The organism is Micromonospora purpureochromogenes (assembly GCF_900091515.1).
Classification (GTDB): domain Bacteria; phylum Actinomycetota; class Actinomycetes; order Mycobacteriales; family Micromonosporaceae; genus Micromonospora; species Micromonospora purpureochromogenes.
Map to the genome: position 1 here is coordinate 3,515,578 of NZ_LT607410.1, position 17,814 is coordinate 3,533,391.

The following is a 17,814-nucleotide window of genomic DNA, read 5'->3' on the forward strand; positions in this document are numbered from 1 at the left end:
TACACCCGGGAGGGCCCGTGGCGTTCGAAGAGAAACGCGCCTGGATGATGGCCGTGGTCGCGGTCGTCGGCTACGCCACGTACGCCGCCGTCGTCCTCGGCCGCGCCGACGGCCGCCCGCTGGCCGACGTGCCGTACGCCGGCGCCCTGCTCTGGACGATCGCCGGCGCGATCGCGGCGTCGATCGTCGCGCACATCGTCATCTCGACCGTCTCGCCCGAGGGCGCCAACCAGTCCGACCAGCGCGACCGGGAGATCCACCGCACCGGCGAGCGCATCGGCCAGTCGTTCGTCGTGGTCGGCGCGGTCGCCGCGCTCGGCATGGCCCTGGCCCGCTGGGACCACTTCTGGATCGCCAACGTCATCTACCTGTGCTTCGTGCTCTCCGCCGTGGTCGGCTCCACGGCCAAGATCGTCGCCTACCGCCGGGGCTTCCAGTCGTGGTGAAACCGACCCGGATCACCAACTCCATCCGCGCCCTGCGCGCCGCGCACGGCGACATGACGCAGGCCGAACTGGCCCGCCGCGTCGGCGTGACCCGGCAGACCGTCATCGCCATCGAACAGGGCCGCTACTCGCCGTCGCTGGAGATGGCCTTCCAGATCGCCGCCGTGTTCGACGTCCCCGTCACCGACGTGTTCCAGTACCCCCGGGAGGGCTCGTGAAAGCCATCGTCCAGGACCGCTACGGCTCGACAGACGGGTGGGAGCTGCGGGACATCGACCCGCCCCGGGTCGGCGACGACGACGTGCTCGTCCGGGTCCGCGCCGCCGGCGTCGACCCCGGCGTCTGGCACCTGATGACCGGCCTGCCGTACCCGGTCCGCCTCGGCTACGGGCTGCGCCGCCCCCGTCACCGCGTCCCCGGCATGGACCTCGCCGGCGTCGTCGAGGCCGTCGGCCGCCACGTCACCCGCTTCGCCCCCGGCGACGAGGTCTACGGCACCGGCGCCGGCAGCTACGCCGAGTACGCCCTCGCGCCGCAGCACAAGCTCGCCCGCAAGCCCGCCGCGCTCACCTTCGCCGAGGCCGCCGCCATCCCGGTCTCCGGTCAGACGGCGCTCACCGCCGTCCGGGACGCCGCGACGGTCCGCCCCGACCAGCGGGTGCTCGTCATCGGCGCCGGCGGCGGCGTCGGCTCGTACGCCGTCCAACTCGCCACGGCGGCCGGCGCCCAGGTCACCGGCGTCTGCGGACCCACCAAACCCGACCTCGTGACGTCCCTCGGCGCGACCGACGTCATCGACCACACCCGTGAGGACATCACCGACCGGGGCGTGCGATACGACGTCATCGTCGACACCGCCGGCAACCGCACCCTGACCCACCTGCGCCGCGCCCTCACCCCGACCGGCACGCTGGTCCTCGTCGGCGGCGAGGCCGCCACCGGCCGGCTGCTGCAGGGCTTCGACCGGCAGCTGCGCGCGCTGCTGCTCTCCCCGCTGGTCGGCCAGCGGCTGATCCCCCTGGTGGCCAAGGAGAGCAGCGAGAACCTCGACGCCCTCACCGCGCTGGTCGACGCCGGCCGGCTCCGGCCCGTCCTCGACCGGAGCTGGCCGCTGGCCGAGGCGGCCGACGCGATCCGGCACCTGCGCGGCGGCCACGCCCGGGGCAAGAACGTCGTCCTGCCCTGACCGGGGCGGCCGCCGGCGGTGCTTCTGCTGCCGGCACCGCCCGCGGCCACTCCGCCGCTGCTCAGCTGCTCGGAACCACCTCGGGCCGGTGCGCCGCCGGCGGCACGTACGGCTCGGGGGCCGGCCGCTCGGCCGCCGGCCGCACCGCCACCGGCGATTCGGCGGCGGGCTGCTCGGTCTCCGGCTCCTCCGGCGTCGCGTCCGCCGGCCGCTCCCGGCCGGGGCGGACGGCCAGCATCGGGTACTCGGCGGTCTCCCCGCCACCGGCCGCGGCCGCCATCACCGCGGCGGCCGCCAGGTTCGCCACCCGCTTGGCCTCCCGCTGCACCCGCGCCCGGACGTCCTTGGCGTGCCGCTCGACCGACTCGGCCGCCTGCCGCGCCTCCTCCAGCCGCCGGGTCTCGGCGACCAGGCTGCGGCGGGTCTCCTCCAGCCGGCGCTGCGTCTGCACCAGGTCCCGCTCGGTGGTGTCGCCCTCCTGCTGGATCTCGGCGAGCTGCTGCCGGGCGGTCTCCAACTCCTCGCTCACCTGTGCCAGCGCCTGCTGCCGCTCCGCGATCTCCTCCTGCACCGCCGTGAGCTGCTCCTGCTGCCCGGCCATCTGCTCGTCGACGCGCTGACGGACCTCGGTGGCGTACTGCTGCGCCTCGGCGATCAGCGCCTGCATCTGCTGCTCCGCGGCGCTGTGCTGGTTGGTCAGCTCCTGCTCGGCCGCCGCCCGGTACTCGGCCAGCTCCTGCTCGGCGGCGGCCCGCCGCTCGGCGATCTCCTTCTCGGCGGCGGCCTGCCACTGGTCCAGCTCCTGCTGACTCTGCGACCGCGCCGCCTGGATCTCCTGCTGGATCTGGGTACGGGCCGCCTTGGTCAGCGCCTCCGCCGCCGTACGCGTCTGGGTGATCTGCTTGGCGGTCTGCTCGCTGATCCGCTTCGCCTCCTGCTGGGCGCGCTCGTGCGCGGCCTCACCCTCCGCCCGCAGCTTCTCGGCCCGCTCGTGGATCTCAGCCAGCTCCCGCTCGGCCGCCGACCGGCGCTCCTCGTACACCTTGTCCTGCTCGGCCCGGCGCGCGGACAGTTCCTCGTCGAGGTCCCGCAGCGACTGGACGGTCCGCTCCCGTGCCTCGGTCAGCACCTTCTCGGCCTCGGTCTGCAGGCTGGTCGCCCGCTGCGTCGCCGCCTCGGTGATCACCCCGGCCTGCTTCTCGGCCAGCGCCAGGATCTGGTCCACCATCGGGCCCAGGTCGCGGAAGGACGCCCGGTCCACCTGGGCGGGGCGCTGCCGCAGCTCGGTCAGCTCCGCCTGCAGGCGCTGGATGTGCGTGGTGAGGCCGTGCACCTGGCTCGCCGCCTGGTCCCGCTCGGTCGTCAGCGTCGCGAGCTGACCGTCGATCTGCTCGACGTACCGGTCCACCTGCCGCTTTTCGTACCCGCGCAGGGCGGTTTCGAAATGCGGCCGTCCGGCCGCGTCGTCACGCAGCGCGAACGGCTCCTCGCCGTTGGACATGCCGCACCCTCCGTACTGTGTGAACGCCACGCGGATGGACGCCCACGGGCCATGATGTGGCGCAACGCTACCGTCGTCCGGCCCAGGACAATAGGGCCGCCCCGGTGATCGGGACGCGGTGAGGGTTCCCTGTTCCGCCGGTGGCCTCCGCGTGGTCACGGCCTCCGGTGCGGGTGGCTCCCGCGCCGGCGGCGCGGTGCCTCGGTCGGACCGTCGTCCGGTCGGCGACGGTGCTCGTCCCTGGGTGGGTCCTGGTTCGGCGGTCGGGTCAGGCGGGTGTGCGCCGAGGGGCCGCGACGATGGCCGAGCGGAGGCGGGCGAGGGCGTCGGTGCGCGCGCCGGTCAGGGACGGTTCCCGGGTCAGTCGGGCCGCACGGAGCTCGACGTGCCGGGGCAGGCGACCGAAGGCGGCGGTGACGGTGTCGAGGAGCGCCGGGCCCCACGGCCCGCCCAGGACGACCAGCTGCGGGTCGGTGAGCGCGACGGTGGCGGCGAGGACCCCGCTCACCGCCGCTCCGAGCGCCTCGCGGGTGGCCGAGGACGCGTCGGCCAGCTCGCGGAGCCGGTCGACGTCGATCGCCGTGCTGCCGGGCCGGCGCAGCCCCAGGTCACCGAAGACCTCGATGAACCGGGTCGCCCGACCGTCCGGGCCGACGGTGATCAGGTGCGCGATCTCGCCGGCGAGGCCGGCGTGCCCTCGGCGTACCTGGCCGTCGCTGACCACCGCGCAGCCCAGTCCCTCGCCGAGGAAGAGGTACGCGAAGTCGGTCAGGCTCCTCGGATCGGTGTCGCGCTCGGCCTGTGCCGCCCAGTTGACGTCGTTGTCGACGACGACCGGCCCCTGGACCTGGGGCGCGAGCACCTCGACCGGATCCAGTTCGCCGAGCAGGAACGGCGCGTCGGGCAGCCGGATCAGCCGGCCGGTGGTGCGCTGCACCGGGTCGGCGGCGCTGACGACCGCCAGTCGGGTGGCCCGTCCCGTGCTCCGCTGGGCCTGCGTGGCGGCGGTGCGCAGCGCGGCCGTGACCTGCTCGGGCCGGGCCGGGCGGCTGATCTCGTGGTGCGTCCGGGCCAGGGTGTCTCCGTAGGCGTCGACGCACTCGGCGACCACCCCGTCGGGCGCGATGCCGATCACCAGGACGGTGCCGACCGTGTCAGCGAGCGCGTAGTACGAGCCGACCCGCCCCCGGCCGCGTCCGCCGGGGGTCCGCTCGCCCGTGTCCACGACCAGTCCCGCCTCGGTCAGCCGGCGCACGCTCTCGCCCACCGTCGGCTTGGACAGGCCGCTGCGGGTCGCCAGGTCGGCCCGGGTCAGGCGCCTGGCCTGCATCAGCTCGCGGAGCACGTGCTCGTCGGTCAGCGAGCGGAGCAGCTCCAGCGAGGGCTTGGCGGCGGTCACGCCAGGATTCTAGTCAGGAGTCTTGCCTAGAAAGCGTCCGGCCACCTACAGTCTTTTCAAAGAAGGAGCCTTAACTAGAAGGAGTCCTGCCGTGACCGCCCACCCCGCCCGCACCACCGCCCCGCTCCCGCCGCTGCCGCACTGGGAGTCGACCCCGACCGATCTGCCCGGCGCGATCCGGGAGATCAAGGCGGCGCTGCGCGCCCGCATCGAGGCCTCCGGCCGAACGGTCGAGGAGGTGTTCGCCGTCATCGAGCGGCGGATCCGGGCGGAGGTCGACGACATCGTCGCGGCGCGCGAGCGCGGCGAGCCGGTCTGGCCGGTCATCGAGTACGCCGACATCGAGGCCGGCACGGTGCCGGCCGAAACCCTGCGGGCGGTGCGCCGGCGCGGCTGCCTCGTCGTGCGCGGACACTTCGACCGGGAGCAGGCCCTCGGCTGGGACCGCGACATCGTCGACTACGTGGCGGGCAACGGCTTCTTCGACGCCTACCGCGGCCCCGGCGACGACTTCTTCGGCAGCGTCGGTTCCAAGCCCGAGATCTACCCGATCTACTGGTCGCCCGCACAGATGCAGGCCCGCCAGAGCGACCGGATGGCCCGGGTGCAGGCGTTCCTCAACAGCCAGTGGAAGCACGAGTCCGAGGGCGTGCGGTGGTTCGACCCGGGCCGGGACTCGCTCTACCCCGACCGGATCCGCCGCCGGCCGCCGGGCGCGGACTCCCCGGGGCTCGGCACCCACCTCGACCCCGGCACCCTCGACCTCTGGATGACCGAGGCGTACCAGCAGACCTTCCGCCACCTCTTCGACGGCACCGTCGAGCAGTACGACCCCTGGGACGCCGCCTACCGCACCGCCGGACCGCAGTACCCGGGCACCACCATGTGCTCCGCCTTCCGCACCTTCCAGGGCTGGACCGCGCTGTCCGACATGGACCACGACCAGGGGGTGCTGCACACCGTGCCGATCCCCGGGGCCATGGCGTACCTGATGCTCCGGCCGCTGCTGGCCGACGTGCCCGAGGACGACATGTGCGGGGTGACGGTCAACCAGGTCTTCCCCGCCAACCAGACCTGGCACCCGCTGCTGGTGCGCGCCCTCGTCGGCATCCCCGATGTCCGGGCCGGCGACTCCGTCTGGTGGCACTGCGACATGATCCACAGCGTGGCGCCGGTGCAGAACCAGCAGGGCTGGGGCAACGTCATGTACATCCCCGCCGCGCCCTGGTGCCCGCGCAACGAGCGCTACGCGGCCAACGTCCGGGAGGCCTTCCACTCCGGGTCCAGCCCCGCCGACTTTCCCGAGGAGCACTACGAGCGCGGCTGGCCCGACCGCTTCCGAGCCGAGAGCCTCAACTCCACCGGCCGGCGCGGCCTCGGCCTGGACTGAGCCGTAGCCAGGTCGCAAGGGCAGGGCTTGGTTTCTGGGAAGACCGGCCCGCCGGGGGATCGGGAGAGCAGCGGAAACGGTTGACGGCCCCGATGTGACGGGGGACGCACGCCGCCGATTTGACGATCAACTCGCGGTCCGCGTAACTTTCTCTCTGCCAGCGCGGAACGGACGAAACAGGCGAAAGACCTGGTAGGCCGGAGCGCGGGAATGAGCTTCCGGTTCTGGGGGTTGTACCCCTCGGAACCCGGGACCGGGCGGTGCCCCGAAGACGCTGCGAGGCGGATTTGGTGAGGCGGAACCGACCGGGTATGGTTCATCGCCGGTAGGGAACCGGGCGAGCGTGCGGGAGACCGCAGCGGCCGGCCTGTCGGAAGCCATGAGGACAGCGGTGAGAGCCGGTGGATTTGTGGTGCCCGTAATTGTGGTGGAAGTGGTGTGGATCGCGACAGAGCGGTTTGACGCGGCGGATATCAGCGGGTAACGTGGTAAAAGTGCCCGGCGCGGAAAGTGCCGGTCGCGACAGAGCTAAAATGCCCCGGGTCGGGGGTCCTCTTCGGGGGGTTTCCGGGCGGTGTGTGGTTGTTCTTTGAGAACTCAACAGGGTGCTTGAAAAGCCAGTGCCAATTATGATTTATACCCCGGACTGGCAGTTCTTCTTCGGGAGTGCTGTTGGTTGGGATTCCTTTGGCAACACTTTTGTTGTCAGGACAGTTTTTCGACAAGTTTTTGTTGGAGAGTTTGATCCTGGCTCAGGACGAACGCTGGCGGCGTGCTTAACACATGCAAGTCGAGCGGAAAGGCCCTTCGGGGTACTCGAGCGGCGAACGGGTGAGTAACACGTGAGCAACCTGCCCTAGGCTTTGGGATAACCCCGGGAAACCGGGGCTAATACCGAATACGACTGCTGACCGCATGGTTGGTGGTGGAAAGTTTTTCGGCCTGGGATGGGCTCGCGGCCTATCAGCTTGTTGGTGGGGTGATGGCCTACCAAGGCGACGACGGGTAGCCGGCCTGAGAGGGCGACCGGCCACACTGGGACTGAGACACGGCCCAGACTCCTACGGGAGGCAGCAGTGGGGAATATTGCACAATGGGCGGAAGCCTGATGCAGCGACGCCGCGTGAGGGATGACGGCCTTCGGGTTGTAAACCTCTTTCAGCAGGGACGAAGCGTAAGTGACGGTACCTGCAGAAGAAGCGCCGGCCAACTACGTGCCAGCAGCCGCGGTAAGACGTAGGGCGCGAGCGTTGTCCGGATTTATTGGGCGTAAAGAGCTCGTAGGCGGCTTGTCGCGTCGACCGTGAAAACTTGGGGCTCAACCCCAAGCCTGCGGTCGATACGGGCAGGCTAGAGTTCGGTAGGGGAGACTGGAATTCCTGGTGTAGCGGTGAAATGCGCAGATATCAGGAGGAACACCGGTGGCGAAGGCGGGTCTCTGGGCCGATACTGACGCTGAGGAGCGAAAGCGTGGGGAGCGAACAGGATTAGATACCCTGGTAGTCCACGCTGTAAACGTTGGGCGCTAGGTGTGGGGGGCCTCTCCGGTTCCCTGTGCCGCAGCTAACGCATTAAGCGCCCCGCCTGGGGAGTACGGCCGCAAGGCTAAAACTCAAAGGAATTGACGGGGGCCCGCACAAGCGGCGGAGCATGCGGATTAATTCGATGCAACGCGAAGAACCTTACCTGGGTTTGACATGGCCGCAAAACTCGCAGAGATGTGAGGTCCTTCGGGGGCGGTCACAGGTGGTGCATGGCTGTCGTCAGCTCGTGTCGTGAGATGTTGGGTTAAGTCCCGCAACGAGCGCAACCCTCGTTCGATGTTGCCAGCGCGTTATGGCGGGGACTCATCGAAGACTGCCGGGGTCAACTCGGAGGAAGGTGGGGATGACGTCAAGTCATCATGCCCCTTATGTCCAGGGCTTCACGCATGCTACAATGGCCGGTACAATGGGCTGCGATACCGTGAGGTGGAGCGAATCCCAAAAAGCCGGTCTCAGTTCGGATCGGGGTCTGCAACTCGACCCCGTGAAGTCGGAGTCGCTAGTAATCGCAGATCAGCAACGCTGCGGTGAATACGTTCCCGGGCCTTGTACACACCGCCCGTCACGTCACGAAAGTCGGCAACACCCGAAGCCGGTGGCCCAACCCCTTGTGGGAGGGAGCCGTCGAAGGTGGGGCTGGCGATTGGGACGAAGTCGTAACAAGGTAGCCGTACCGGAAGGTGCGGCTGGATCACCTCCTTTCTAAGGAGCACCTTCACCCGAAAGGGTGTAAGGAGCCCGCGCCATCCGAATGTGGTGGCGGGGTGCTCAATGGCGGAGACACTGGCGAGTTCGTGCTCGGCAACGGCCGGGATCATCTAGTACAGCTGCCCCTCGGGGTGGTGGGAACGGTGTCCTGGTGCGGCTGGGGAGGAACGCAGAGCACCCTGTTGGGTCCTGAAAGAACAACCGATGGTTGTCTTTCAGAACCATGACCCCCGCCGTGAGTGGTGGGGATGGTTGCCAGGCATGACCTGGCCTCGCATACCGCCGGCGGATCGTCGGGTTTGGTGTGGGGCGGATCTGGTTGTGGGTTGGTCGTTTGTTGAGAATTGCACAGTGGACGCGAGCATCTTTGTGGTCAAGTTGTCAAGGGCGAACGGTGAATGCCTTGGCACCAGGAGCCGATGAAGGACGTGGGAGGCCGCGATAGGCCTGGGGGAGCTGTCAACCAAGCTGTGATCCCAGGGTGTCCGAATGGGGAAACCCGGCACCAGTCATGTGGTGTCACCTGCACCTGAACACATAGGGTGTATGGAGGGAACGCGGGGAAGTGAAACATCTCAGTACCCGTAGGAAGAGAAAACAAATTAGTGATTCCGTGAGTAGTGGCGAGCGAAAGCGGATTGAGGCTAAACCGGCTGCGTGTGATACCTGTCAGGGGTTGCGTGGTCGGGGTTGTGGGACCCTACTGAACAAGCTGACACTTGTTCGAGGAGTTACAAAGTCAGTGGCTAGTCGAACAGTCTGGAATGGCTGACCGTAGACGGTGAAAGTCCGGTAGGTGAAAGTTGCTGACCTTCTGTGGGTGTTCCCGAGTAGCGGCGGACCCCTGAAATCTGCCGTGAATCTGCCAGGGCCACCTGGTAAGCCTAAATACTTCCTGGTGACCGATAGCGGACGAGTACCGTGAGGGAATGGTGAAAAGTACCCCGGGAGGGGAGTGAAATAGTACCTGAAACCGTTCGCCTACAATCCGTCGGAGCCTTACGGGGTGACGGCGTGCCTTTTGAAGAATGAGCCTGCGAGTTAGTGGCATGTGGCGAGGTTAACCCGTGTGGGGGAGCCGTAGCGAAAGCGAGTCTGAATAGGGCGATTCAGTCGCATGCTCTAGACCCGAAGCGGAGTGATCTAGCCATGGGCAGGCTGAAGCGCGGGTAAGACCGCGTGGAGGGCCGAACCCACCAACGTTGAAAAGTTGGGGGATGACCTGTGGTTAGGGGTGAAAGGCCAATCAAACTCCGTGATAGCTGGTTCTCCCCGAAATGCATTTAGGTGCAGCGTCGCGTGTTTCTTGCCGGAGGTAGAGCACTGGATGGTCTAGGGGGCCCACAAGCTTACCGAAATCAGCCAAACTCCGAATGCCGGTAAGTGAGAGCGCGGCAGTGAGACTGCGGGGGATAAGCTTCGTAGTCGAGAGGGAAACAGCCCAGATCACCAGCTAAGGCCCCTAAGCGTGTGCTAAGTGGAAAAGGATGTGGGGTCGCATAGACAACCAGGAGGTTGGCTTAGAAGCAGCCACCCTTTAAAGAGTGCGTAATAGCTCACTGGTCAAGTGGTTCCGCGCCGACAATGTAGCGGGGCTCAAGCACACCGCCGAAGCTGTGGCATTCACATTTCAACCTCGCTTGGACTTGATTCCTTGTGCAGGTGTGTGGATGGGTAGGGGAGCGTCGTGCCGCGGGTGAAGCAGCGGGGTGACCCAGTTGTGGACGCGGCACGAGTGAGAATGCAGGCATGAGTAGCGAAAGAAGGGTGAGAAACCCTTCCGCCGGATGACCAAGGGTTCCAGGGCCAGGCTAATCCGCCCTGGGTGAGTCGGGACCTAAGGCGAGGCCGAGAGGCGTAGTCGATGGACAACGGGTTGATATTCCCGTACCCGCGAAAGAGCGACCCTGACGAACCTCGCTGTGCTAACCACCCGAACTTGGTGAGGTCTTCGGACTGATCCGAGGGAGCGTGGGAACCTGGTGGGTAGTAGTCAAGCGATGGGGTGACGCAGGAAGGTAGCTGAGCCCGGCCGGTGGTTGTGCCGGGGTAAGCGTGTAGGCCGCACCATAGGCAAATCCGTGGTGCATGAAGGCTGAGACGTGATGCCGAGCCGATTCAGGTGAAGTCAGTGATCCTATGCTGCCGAGAAAAGCCTCTAGCGAGTTCTTAGCGGCCCGTACCCCAAACCGACACAGGTGGTCAGGTAGAGAATACCGAGGCGATCGGGCGAACTGTGGTTAAGGAACTCGGCAAATTGCCCCCGTAACTTAGGGAGAAGGGGGGCCGGAGACGTGAAGCCCCACGCGGGTGGAGCGTTGTATGGCCGCAGAGAGCAGGGGGAAGCGACTGTTTACTAAAAACACAGGTCCATGCGAAGAAGTAATTCGATGTATATGGACTGACGCCTGCCCGGTGCTGGAACGTTAAGGGGACCTGTTAGCTCTTCGGGGCGAAGCGGAGAACTTAAGCGCCAGTAAACGGCGGTGGTAACTATAACCATCCTAAGGTAGCGAAATTCCTTGTCGGGTAAGTTCCGACCTGCACGAATGGCGTAACGACTTCCCCACTGTCTCAACCACAGGCCCGGCGAAATTGCATTACGAGTAAAGATGCTCGTTACGCGCGGCAGGACGGAAAGACCCCGGGACCTTTACTATAGCTTGACATTGGTATCCGAATTAGCTTGTGTAGGATAGGTGGGAGCCGGTGAAGTCCATACGCCAGTATGGGTGGAGGCAATCTTGAAATACCACTCTGGTTGATTTGGGTATCTAACTTCGGACCGTTATCCGGTTCAGGGACAGTGTCTGGTGGGTAGTTTAACTGGGGCGGTTGCCTCCTAAAGGGTAACGGAGGCGCCCAAAGGTTCCCTCAGCCTGGTTGGCAATCAGGTGTTGAGTGCAAGTACACAAGGGAGCTTGACTGTGAGACTGACAGGTCGAGCAGGGACGAAAGTCGGGACTAGTGATCCGGCACTTGCGAGTGGAAGCGGTGTCGCTCAACGGATAAAAGGTACCCCGGGGATAACAGGCTGATCTTCCCCAAGAGTCCATATCGACGGGATGGTTTGGCACCTCGATGTCGGCTCGTCGCATCCTGGGGCTGTAGCAGGTCCCAAGGGTTGGGCTGTTCGCCCATTAAAGCGGTACGCGAGCTGGGTTTAGAACGTCGTGAGACAGTTCGGTCCCTATCCGCCGTGCGCGTAGGATACTTGAGAAGGGCTGTCCCTAGTACGAGAGGACCGGGACGGACGAACCTCTGGTGTGCCAGTTGTCCCGCCAGGGGCACGGCTGGTTAGCTACGTTCGGAAGGGATAACCGCTGAAAGCATCTAAGCGGGAAGCTCGCTTCAAGATGAGGTATCCCACCCACCTTTGGTGGGGTAAGGCCCCCAGCTAGACGACTGGGTTGATAGGCCGGAAATGTAAGCCCGGTAACGGGTTCAGTTGACCGGTACTAATAGGCCGAGGACTTGACTACAAAGCTGCTACGCGTCCACTGTGCAACTCCCGACAAACGAACAACACCCAGCAGAAGCTGGTCGAGTTGTTTGACATGTCGATAGAGTTACGGCGGTCATGGCGGAGGGGAAACGCCCGGTAACATTCCGAACCCGGAAGCTAAGCCCTCCAGCGCCGATGGTACTGCACTCGGGAGGGTGTGGGAGAGTAGGACACCGCCGGACAACCATTCAATCAGGGCCACCCCTATCCAGGGGTGGCCCTGATTGGTATATCCACCCCGGATTCTGTCGCTGTTGGACAGGAGTCCCCGCGGATATGATCTCCGAATGACCACATTCGACACCGCTGACGGCACCCGGCTGGCGTACCACCGGGTCGGCGCGGGCGATCCGCTGATCTGCCTGCCCGGCGGTCCGATGCTGGCCTCGGCGTACCTCGGTGACCTGGGTGGACTGTCCGCGCACCGGTCGCTGATCCGCCTCGATCTGCGAGGCACCGGGGAGTCGGCCGTGCCGGCGGACCCGGCGACCTACCGGTACGACCGGCTGGTCGACGACGTCGAAGCGCTGAGCGTGCACCTGGGCCGGGACCGGATCGACCTGCTCGGGCACTCGGCCGGCGGCAGCCTCGCGGTGCTGTACGCCGCCCGCCACCCGGACCGGGTGGCCCGTCTCGCGCTGGTCAACCCGAGCCCTCGTCCCGTCGGTCTGGAGATCGCCGACCTGGATCGCCGTGAGGTCGCCGAGCTGCGCCGCGGGGAACCCTGGTTCCCGGAGGCGTTCGCGGCGTTCGAGCGGATCTGGTCGGGTGCGCCCACCGCCGAGGACTGGGCGGCGATCACCCCGTTCACCCATGGCCGGTGGGATGCCGCCCGGCAGGCCCGGGTGGCCCGGGAGGAGAGCGACAGGAACCCGGACGCGGCGGCCGGGTACTACGCCGCCGGCGGGCCCGATCCGGATGCCACCAGGTCCGCCCTGACCCGCCTCGAGGCGCCGGTCCTCCTCCTCACCGGCGAGTACGACGTGGCGCTCCCCCCGAAGCGCGCCGCCGAGTACGCCGGCCTGTTCCCGCAGGGCCGACTGGCCGTGCAACCGGGCGGTGGGCACTACCCCTGGCTCGACGACCCGGAGTCGTTCGTGCGGACCCTGGCCGCGTTCCTGCGCTGACGGACAGCGCAGGCGCGCCCACCGGATCACTGACCCGGCGCCACCGTGCCAACGGCGGGTGCTCGGCATCGGCGGCCGAAGACAGGTGAAGGGCCACACCTCGGCACCGCCCGACATGTCGGCCCCGCTCATATCCAGTGAGGTCTATGTCACGTTGGCGTCTGCGCACGCCGACACCACCGCCGGCGCTCCCGGACGAGGAGAGCGTCGTGAAGACACCGCTGAAGGCCACCACCACCGTCCCCGCCGCCGTCCTGCTGCTGATCCTGACCACCGCCGTCCCCGCCCAGGCCGCCACCCCGGCCACCAAAACCCCGGTCTCCGGGTCGCTGCGGGCCTACAACGTCTCCGGCGTCTATGTCGCCGGCGTCTCCTCCGGTGGCTACATGGCCACCCAACTGCACGTCGCCTACTCGTCCCGGATCCGAGGCGCGGCGATCTTCGCCGCCGGGCCGTACTACTGCGCGCAGAACAACGTTGCGCAGGCGCTCTACGGCTGCGGCGACAACCAGTACCCGACCAACCTGTCCGCCCTCGAGACGTACACCCGGACCTGGGCGTCCGATGGCTGGGTCGACCCGGTGAGCAACCTCTCCGGCGATCCCGTGTACGTCTTCCACGGCACCAACGACAACACCGTGAAGAAGTCGGTTACCGACGACCTGGTCCGCTACCGGGATGCGGGCCAGTGCTCCGCCTTTCAGGCGGGGGTGAGGGCCCGCGCTGGGAGGGCCGCCATGGCCCGAGCAGTGCCTTAAGCCGGGCGGTTCTGCTGTTCGATGTACCACCGGTACGGCACGAGAACGGCGCGTGGTTCGTCGTTCTTCGCCAGGATGGTGTGCTGCCCGGCGTAGTGGGCCGCGTCGATCAGCTTGCCGATTTCCTTGCGGGCGTCGCTCACCGCGACCTGGGGTGTATTGTCCATCCGGCGATAGTACATGTGGTACGTTTTGTACGTGCGGCTTCGTTACAACTACCGCGTCTACCCGACGCCGAGTCAGCAGGCTTCGCTGGCTCGGGCGTTCGGGTGCGCGCGGGTGGTGTTCAACGACGGGCTGCGCGCACGGCAGACGGCACGGGAGAACGGCGAGCCATACCTGTCGGACGCCGAGCTGTCCAAGCGGGTCACCGCAGCCAAGGCGACCCCGGAGCGGGCGTGGCTTTCCGAGGTGTCCTCGGTTGTCCTGCAACAGGCCCTCGCGGATCTGAACGTGGCGTACCGCAACTTCTTCGCCTGGATCTCGGGCAAGCGCAAGGGCCGCAAGGTCGCGCCGCCACGGTTCCGTTCCCGCAAGGACAACCGGCAGGCCATCCGCTTCACCGCCAATGCCCGGTTCAGGGTCCTCGACAACGGCCGACTCAGGTTGCCGAAGATCGGCGACCTGGAGGTCCGCTGGTCGCGGACGCTGCCCTCCGCACCGTCGAGTGTGACGATCATCAAGGATGCGGCGGGCCGGCACTTCGCGTCGTTCGTCGTGCAAACCAGGCAGGACGAGACGCTGCCGCCGGCCGGGGCCGAGGTGGGTATCGACCTGGGGCTGACCCACTTCGCGGTCCTCTCCGACGGCACGAAGGTCGCCGCGCCGAAGTTCCTACGCCGCGCGGCCCGCAAGCTGCGCCGGTTGCAGCAAGACCTGTCCCGCAAGCAGCGGGGCAGCCAGAACCGCAAGAAGGCCGTCGTCAAGGTCGCCCGCGCCCACGCGCGGGTGGCCGACACCCGGCGGGACTGGCAGCACAAGCTGTCCACGGCGATCATCCGCGACAATCAAGCGGTGTACGTCGAGGACCTGTGCGTCGTCGGTCTCGGCCGGACCCGGCTGGCCAAGTCCGTGCACGACGCCGGTTGGGCGTCGTTCACAGCCATGTTGGAGTACAAGGCCGCCCGGTACGGGCGTACCTTCGCCCGGGTGGATCGGTTCTTCCCGTCCACCCGGATGTGCTCGGACTGCGGCCGGATCAACGACAAGATGGCGCTCGACGTCCGAGCGTGGGACTGCCCGTGCGGCAGCACCCACGACCGGGACGTCAACGCGGCCATCAACGTGCTCGCGGCGGGACGCGCCGAGAGCCTAAACGCCTGTGGAGCGCAGGTAAGACCGGCATCCGTGCCGGCACCGCGCGAGGAAGCAGGAATCTGCCCGGACGCCGCGTGTTCCACGCGCAGCGTGGAGGGAATCTCCGTCTTTCAGGGCGGAGAGATCGTCAATACCAGCACTTCGGCGCCAGCATCTGTTGGGACTGGTGGGGCTACCTCGGCGCGACCAACTATCCGATCAAGGGGGCGCGCACGTGGAGACCATCATGAACATGGTCCGCCGGCTGGACGGCTGAGCCGCCGCGTCACCGACGGTGCCGCGGGTGGGTGCCGGAGGGCACACCTAACCGCGACTGCGCCGCCCGTCGAAGGGTGCCACCGGGTCGGCGACCTGCCCGAGTTCCGCCGGGAGCTGGGATACGACGTCGTCGTAGTCGCCGGGTGGGATGGTCTCGCGGAGGGCGTCGAACACCGCCCGCATGCCGATCTCGGCCAGCGCCGGCTCCACCTCGGCGCGTCCGCTGACCCGTTGCACGAAGACGTCGAGGCCGAACCGCTCGCCGGTCTCGCTGGAGGCGAACGCGTACGCCTTCAGGTCCTCGGGAAGCTGGGTGGCGAGGTCACGGGCCTCGCCCCCGTCTATCCGTTCCGCCAAGGTCCGCAGCGTGGCCCGAGTGAGGGCGGTCGCTCGCGCCGATGACGTGTTCGCCCGCTTCGCCACCATGCCGATGAAGTCGTTGCTGTCCACGTTCGGAGCCTTCCTCTTGGCCGATGGCGGCATCTACCCGTGCACCACCACGGCAAACGGCGGGGCGCGCGCGGACACCCCGCTGCCCGGTCGCGAGGTGAGCTTCGGGACTGGGGCCCGCATATCGGTGGTTACCGGATGGCGACCAGGTTTCCTGGCTACCGTAGGTGCGGAGCCGGTCAGCGGCGAGCGGCCCGGCCGATCGGCCGGACGGCCCGGCGTCGAGGGCTGGCCGAAGCAGCCGATCGCTGGAGGCGACAGCGGTGACGATGGAAGCAGAGCGCACTCTCGGCGAGGAGCAGCTCAACCAGCTGGGTGAGCTCGCGGCCCAGCTGCGGGTGGACGCGATCCGGTGCAGCACCAAAGCCGCGTCCGGGCATCCGACGTCGAGCCTCTCCGCCGCCGACCTGCTGGCGGTGCTGATCTCGCGACACGTGCGCTACGACTGGGCGGAGCCGCGCAATCGCGCCAACGACCACCTGATCTTCTCCAAGGGCCACGCCTCGCCGCTGCTGTACGCGGTCTTCAAGGCGGTGGGTGCGATCAGCGACCAGGAGCTGGTCGACACCTACCGCCAGTTCGGGTCGCGTCTGCAGGGGCATCCCACCCCGGCGTTGCCCTGGGTCGACGTCGCCACCGGTTCGCTCGGTCAGGGACTGCCGGTCGGCGTCGGTATCGCGCTGGCCGGCCAGTATCTCGATCAGCTGCCGTACCACGTGTGGGTGCTCTGCGGCGACAGCGAGACCGCCGAGGGCTCCGTCTGGGAGGCGCTGGACAAGGCCGGCCACTACGGGCTGCGCAACCTCACCGTGCTGGTCGACGTCAACCGGCTGGGGCAGCGGGGGCCGACCGAGCTGGAGTGGGATCTGGACACCTACCGGCGGCGGGTCGAGGCGTTCGGCTGCCAGGCGATCGTCGTCGACGGTCACGACCTGGCCGCGATCGACGAGGCGCTCGGCCGGGCCCGGCAGGCGACCGGTCCCACCGTCGTGCTCGCCCGCACGGTCAAGGGCAAGGGCGTACCCGAGATCGAGAACAAGCCGGACTGGCACGGCAAGCCGCTGAAACCCGATCTCGCCGAGCGGGCCATCGACGCTCTGGGCGGGGTACGCCAGATCCGCGTCACCGGGCCGCAGCCCGAGCCCGCCCCGCCCACCGGCGCCCGCACCGGTCAGCTGCTCCAGTTGCCGCGGTACGACCGGGGCGCGAAGGTCGCCACCCGCAACGCGTACGGGGACGCGCTGCGCGCGATCGGCGTCCGGCCGGACGTGGTCGTTCTCGACGGTGAGGTCAGCGACTCCACCCGGGCCGACAGGTTCACCGACGCCTACCCCGACCGCTACTTCGAGATGTTCATCTCCGAGCAGCAGATGGTCGCGGCGGCGGTCGGGTTGCAGGTGCGCGGGTACCGGCCCTTCGCCTCGACGTTCGCGGCGTTCCTCTCCCGCGCCTACGACTTCGTCCGGATGGCCGGCGTCTCCCGGGCCGACATCGCCCTGTCCGGGTCCCACGCGGGCGTGGAGATCGGGGCGGACGGTCCCTCCCAGATGGGGCTGGAGGACCTGGCCGCCATGCGCGCCGTCCAGGGGTCCACGGTGCTCTATCCCAGCGACGCCGTCTCCTGCGCCGCTCTCGTCGCCCAGATGGTCGACCGCAAGGGCGTCAACTACCTGCGCACCACCCGAGGCGGGCACCCCGTGCTCTACGACAACGACGAACCCTTCCCGGTGGGTGGCAGCAAGCTGCTCCGCGGCGGCGACGACGACCGGGTCGCGCTGATCGGGGCCGGGGTGACCGTGCACAACTGCCTGGCCGCCGCCGACGAGCTGGCCGCCGCCGGGATCAACGCCCGGGTCATCGACCTCTACTCGGTCAAGCCGCTGGACCGGGAGCGGCTGCTCGCCGCCGTCCGGGACACCGGCGGCCGGCTGGTGGTCGTCGAGGACCACTACCCCGAGGGCGGCCTGGGGTCGGCCGTCCTCGAATCGCTGGCCGACCTCGCCGAGCCGATCCGGCTGACCCACCTGGCGGTACGCGGGCTGCCCACCTCCGGGACGCCGACCGAGCTGATGGACCAGGCGGGGATCGGGGTCAGCGCCATCGTCGCGGCGGCGCGCGCCTCGGTTTGAGGGCGCTTCCCGGCCCGCATCGCGGCGCTGCCACGCGGCCTCCGTGGGGGACCGACCCCGTTTCAGCCATCCGCTCGCGGGTACCCGCACGGTCCG

11 protein-coding genes, 3 rRNA genes and 1 pseudogene are annotated in these 17,814 nt (G+C 67.8%); 11 read left to right on the plus strand and 4 right to left on the minus strand.

All coding sequences use genetic code 11. The annotated features are described in order from the left end of the window. Positions 1–17 precede the first annotated feature (17 nt). Genes GA0074696_RS16235 through GA0074696_RS16245 form a run of 3 tightly spaced genes read left to right on the plus strand, consistent with a single transcriptional unit; the run spans position 18 to position 1,632 of the window. Positions 18–446: a hypothetical protein gene (locus GA0074696_RS16235; RefSeq protein ID WP_088961879.1), complete on the plus strand. Its 429-nt coding sequence runs from the start codon at positions 18–20 to the stop codon at positions 444–446. Then, complete coding sequence (locus GA0074696_RS16240; RefSeq protein ID WP_088961880.1) at positions 440–664, plus strand: helix-turn-helix transcriptional regulator; 225 nt, start codon at positions 440–442, stop codon at positions 662–664. Before GA0074696_RS16235 ends, GA0074696_RS16240 begins: the two co-directional genes overlap by 7 nt. After that, positions 661–1,632 carry an NAD(P)-dependent alcohol dehydrogenase gene (locus GA0074696_RS16245; protein WP_088961881.1) on the plus strand — a complete coding sequence of 324 codons (972 nt, stop codon included), beginning with the start codon at positions 661–663 and terminating at the stop codon, positions 1,630–1,632. Before GA0074696_RS16240 ends, GA0074696_RS16245 begins: the two co-directional genes overlap by 4 nt. Positions 1,633–1,693: 61 nt before the next feature. On the opposite strand, the gene GA0074696_RS16250 is transcribed toward GA0074696_RS16245, so the two are convergent. Both GA0074696_RS16250 and GA0074696_RS16255 read right to left on the minus strand, forming a co-directional pair. Beyond that, positions 1,694–3,133 (minus strand): DivIVA domain-containing protein, encoded by a 1,440-nt coding sequence (locus GA0074696_RS16250; RefSeq protein ID WP_088961882.1) that lies wholly within the window; start codon positions 3,131–3,133, stop codon positions 1,694–1,696. Positions 3,134–3,401: 268 nt separating this feature from the next. After that, entirely contained in the window at positions 3,402–4,532 is a 1,131-nt protein-coding gene (locus GA0074696_RS16255) for an ROK family transcriptional regulator (RefSeq protein WP_088961883.1), read from the minus strand. A 91-nt stretch (positions 4,533–4,623) separates the two neighbouring features. On the opposite strand from GA0074696_RS16255, the gene GA0074696_RS16260 reads away from it, so the two are divergent. The 6 genes from GA0074696_RS16260 to GA0074696_RS16285 all read left to right on the plus strand — a co-directional run bounded on the left by GA0074696_RS16260 (position 4,624) and on the right by GA0074696_RS16285 (position 13,564). After that, positions 4,624–5,922 (plus strand): DUF1479 domain-containing protein, encoded by a 1,299-nt coding sequence (locus tag GA0074696_RS16260; protein ID WP_088961884.1) that lies wholly within the window; start codon positions 4,624–4,626, stop codon positions 5,920–5,922. 729 nt (positions 5,923–6,651) lie between these two features. Next, positions 6,652–8,168: ribosomal RNA gene (locus tag GA0074696_RS16265) — 16S ribosomal RNA — on the plus strand. A 377-nt stretch (positions 8,169–8,545) separates the two neighbouring features. Further along, positions 8,546–11,656 (plus strand): 23S ribosomal RNA (locus tag GA0074696_RS16270). 88 nt (positions 11,657–11,744) lie between these two features. Then, positions 11,745–11,861 (plus strand): 5S ribosomal RNA (rrf, locus tag GA0074696_RS16275). Together the 16S, 23S and 5S rRNA genes form the textbook arrangement of a ribosomal RNA operon. A 105-nt stretch (positions 11,862–11,966) precedes the next feature. Continuing rightward, on the plus strand, positions 11,967–12,806 hold the full coding sequence (locus GA0074696_RS16280) for an alpha/beta fold hydrolase (RefSeq protein WP_088961885.1): 840 nt from the start codon (positions 11,967–11,969) through the stop codon (positions 12,804–12,806). Positions 12,807–13,015: 209 nt separating this feature from the next. Next, on the plus strand, positions 13,016–13,564 hold the full coding sequence (locus tag GA0074696_RS16285; protein WP_231925024.1) for a hypothetical protein: 549 nt from the start codon (positions 13,016–13,018) through the stop codon (positions 13,562–13,564). On the opposite strand, the gene GA0074696_RS16290 is transcribed toward GA0074696_RS16285, so the two are convergent. Beyond that, positions 13,561–13,731: a type II toxin-antitoxin system Phd/YefM family antitoxin gene (locus GA0074696_RS16290; RefSeq protein WP_157745975.1), complete on the minus strand. Its 171-nt coding sequence runs from the start codon at positions 13,729–13,731 to the stop codon at positions 13,561–13,563. The genes GA0074696_RS16285 and GA0074696_RS16290 overlap by 4 nt on opposite strands. Before the next feature lie 13 nt (positions 13,732–13,744). Here GA0074696_RS16290 and GA0074696_RS31845 point away from each other — a divergent pair. Then, positions 13,745–14,797: pseudogene (locus GA0074696_RS31845) on the plus strand (RNA-guided endonuclease InsQ/TnpB family protein); the annotation flags it as partial. A 387-nt stretch (positions 14,798–15,184) separates the two neighbouring features. Here GA0074696_RS31845 and GA0074696_RS31850 read toward each other — a convergent pair. Further along, entirely contained in the window at positions 15,185–15,622 is a 438-nt protein-coding gene (locus tag GA0074696_RS31850) for a DUF2267 domain-containing protein (protein WP_331716547.1), read from the minus strand. A 236-nt stretch (positions 15,623–15,858) separates the two neighbouring features. Between GA0074696_RS31850 and GA0074696_RS16305 the strand changes: the two genes are divergently transcribed. Next, a complete protein-coding gene (locus GA0074696_RS16305; RefSeq protein WP_088964612.1) occupies positions 15,859–17,718 on the plus strand; it encodes a transketolase in 1,860 nt (619 codons plus the stop codon). Positions 17,719–17,814 lie beyond the last annotated feature (96 nt).

Coding starts and splice junctions, on each gene's coding strand:
- GA0074696_RS16250 (WP_088961882.1), bottom strand. CDS start 3,133: ATGTCCAACGGCGAGGAGCCGTTCGCGCTGCGTGACGACGCGGCCGGA.
- GA0074696_RS16280 (WP_088961885.1), top strand. CDS start 11,967: ATGACCACATTCGACACCGCTGACGGCACCCGGCTGGCGTACCACCGG.
- GA0074696_RS31850 (WP_331716547.1), bottom strand. CDS start 15,622: ATGCCGCCATCGGCCAAGAGGAAGGCTCCGAACGTGGACAGCAACGAC.
- GA0074696_RS16305 (WP_088964612.1), top strand. CDS start 15,859: ATGGAAGCAGAGCGCACTCTCGGCGAGGAGCAGCTCAACCAGCTGGGT.
- GA0074696_RS16290 (WP_157745975.1), bottom strand. CDS start 13,731: ATGGACAATACACCCCAGGTCGCGGTGAGCGACGCCCGCAAGGAAATC.